This window comes from Mycobacterium sp. TH-M25 (genome assembly GCF_057473665.1).
In genome coordinates, this window is the sequence record NZ_JBYCLA010000170.1 from 1 (window position 1) to 2,758 (window position 2,758).

The 2,758-nt window shown below is 65.1% G+C and carries 3 protein-coding genes; all 3 read right to left on the reverse strand.

Annotation, left to right across the window (positions count from 1 at the left end; all coding sequences use genetic code 11):
• Positions 1–129: 129 nt before the first annotated feature.
• Complete coding sequence (locus tag AC2VOU_RS05845; protein WP_047314666.1) at positions 130–1,245, reverse strand: bifunctional RNase H/acid phosphatase; 1,116 nt, start codon at positions 1,243–1,245, stop codon at positions 130–132.
• The gene (locus AC2VOU_RS05850) at positions 1,242–1,979 is read right to left on the reverse strand and encodes a zinc ribbon domain-containing protein (RefSeq protein ID WP_486956520.1); all 738 of its coding nucleotides are present in this window, start codon (positions 1,977–1,979) and stop codon (positions 1,242–1,244) included. The genes AC2VOU_RS05845 and AC2VOU_RS05850 overlap by 4 nt, the downstream gene beginning before the upstream one ends.
• The coding region (locus tag AC2VOU_RS05855; RefSeq protein ID WP_486956521.1) for a Nif3-like dinuclear metal center hexameric protein at positions 1,976–2,758 on the reverse strand (783 nt) is incomplete at its 5' end. The genes AC2VOU_RS05850 and AC2VOU_RS05855, both read right to left, overlap by 4 nt.

Genomic DNA, 2,758 nt, shown 5'->3' on the forward strand with positions numbered 1-2,758 from the left:
AGGACGAGTGGTGGCATTACACCTACCAACCAGAGCACCATCCGGGCACCTACTTTGACTTTCCGGTCGCACAGTCGTCGCTTGGTTGATTGGGGTATGAGGGCCGTTTCGGGGCCGTTCCGGCGCGCTTCAGAGGTAGCCGGTTTGGTTCACCAACCGCACCGAAGACGCGCCATCGGGGTAGAACTCGGCGATGCTTAATGACCCCAAGTCAAGATGTAGCCGGTACAGGAGGCCCGCACCGGCATCCAGCGCGAGCCGCAGCAGCATCTTGATCGGCGTGACGTGTGACACCACCAGCACCGTTTCGCCCTGATATCCGGCGATGATCCGTTCACGCGCCAAGCACACCCGGCCCAGCACATCGTCGAAGCTTTCACCGCCCGGCGGCGACGCGGCGGTGTCGTGCAGCCAGCGACGATGCAGTTCCGGATCACGCGCGGCGGCCTCGGCGAACGTCAACCCCTCCCAGGCCCCGAAGTCGGTTTCGATCAGATCATCATCCACCGTCAAGTTGACGCCCAGCATGTCGGCGGCCGTTGCCGCGGTGTCGTACGCCCGTTGCAATGGCGAGGAGACCACTGCGGCGATGCCGCCGCGCTGCGCAAAATACCGCGCCGCAGCTCGAGCTTGCCGCCAACCTACGTCATTTAGTGCCGGGTTGCCGCGTCCCGAATAGCGGCGTTGCACCGACAGCTCGGTCTGGCCGTGTCGCAGCAACAACAGCCGGGTAGGCGTACCGCGCGCACCTGTCCAGCCGGGCGCTGTTTGTGATTCCGTCGCAACGGTTTCCGCGGGCTGAGCACGCGGCAAGGCGGCTTTCTCAACCCGGCCGTCGGCGCAAGCCGCGGCGTCCATCGCCTCGTTGGCCAACCGGTCGGCATGTGAGTTCCGGGTGCGCGGAATCCACGTATAACTGACGCGCGCCAGCCGCGACGCCAGCGTCTGCGCTTGTGTGTATAGCTCAATCAAGTCGGGGTGCTTGACTTTCCACCGACCGGACATCTGTTCCACGACCAGCTTGGAATCCATCAAGACCGCGGCCTCGGTGGCACCCATTTTCACGGCATCGTCCAAACCTGCTATCAGGGCCCGGTACTCGGCGACGTTGTTCGTCGCTCTGCCGATCGCCTGCTTAGTCTCCGCCAGCACAGTCGAGCGGTCCGCGGTCCACACCACCGCGCCGTATCCGGCTGGTCCGGGGTTGCCTCGCGACCCGCCGTCGGCCTCGACGATAACTTTCACTGATCGAATCCTTTGACCCGCAACAGGATCGCGCCACACTCCGGGCACCTCACTACTTCGTCGTCGGCGGCCGCCGAGATGCGGGCCAACTCGCCGCGGCCGATCTCGATCCGGCAGGCGCCGCACCGGTGTCCCTGCAATTGCCCGGCGCCCGGCCCTCCCCCAGCACGCTGTCGTTCGTAAAGCGCCGAGAGGGCGGGGTCCAGTTCCGCGGTCAGCACATCGCGCCGTGAGGAATGTTGCTGGCGGGCCTGGTCGATCTCGGCGATGGCGGCGTCGAGAGCCTGCTGAGCACCGTCCAGGTCAGCCTGCATCCTCTCGATTGCCTCTAGCTCTGCAGTTAGCTGGGCCTGCAGATCCTCGCGGCGCTCCATGACCTCCAGCAGGGAATCTTCCAGGCTGGTCTGGCGGCGTTGCAGGGTCTCCAGCTCATGTTGTAGATCAGACAACTGCTTAGCGTCCGTCGCCCCCGACTTGAGCAGCGACCGATCTCGGTCTTCACGCTGTCGCACCGCGTCGATCTCCGACTCGAGTCGCGACACCTGGGCATCTAAGTCCTCCACCGCAATTCGCACGGCGGCCAGCCGCTCACTGACGGCGGTATGCTCGACCTGCATCTGCTCGTAGGCCTCCCGCTGCGGTAAATGGGTGGCCCGATGCGCAATCCGGGACAGCTCAGCATCCAGCTTCGACAACTCTAACAGCGAACGTTGTTGCGTTACTTCGGCTTTCATGACTGATCTCTCCAACTATCACTCACATCGTTCACTCGTTCTGCCTCCAGGTTCCACGGGTCGGTGCGGATAGTGCACACCCGCACCTGCAGCGCCGCACCGAAATGGGATCGCAGCACGTCGGCGGCCTGACCGCACCACGGGAATTCGCTTGCCCAATGCGCGACGTCGATTAGCGCCACGTTTGAAGTCCGCCGATGTTCGTCGGCTGGATGGTGCCGCAGGTCGGCCGTGACATACGCCTGAACGTCCGCGGCGGCCGCGAGGCTCAGCAACGAGTCCCCGGCGCCGCCGCACACCGCGACCTGCGACACGAGCAGATCCGGGTCTCCCGTGGCGCGCACACCCGAGGATGTTTGCGGCAATGCGGCGCCAACTCTGGAGACGAAGGTACGTAGCGATTCTGGTCGCGGCAGCGATCCGATGCGACCCAAGCCGACGTCGCTAGGTGGGGGCACCAGCGCAAGGATGTCGAACGCCGGCTCTTCGTAGGGATGCGCGGCGCGCATCGCCGACAACACAGCGGCCCGTGCGCGCGCGGGTGCGACAACCTCAACCCGGTCTTCGGACACCCGCTCGACGGTGCCGATGCTGCCCACCGCGGGCGACGCCCCGTCATGCGGCAGGAACTGTCCGGTACCGGTGACGCTCCAGCTGCACTGCGAGTAGTCGCCGACGTGGCCAGCACCAGCCTCAAACACCGCCGCCTGCACCGCTGCTATGTGCTCGAGTGGCACATAGATGACCCACTTATCGAGGTCGGCCACACCGGGAAGGGG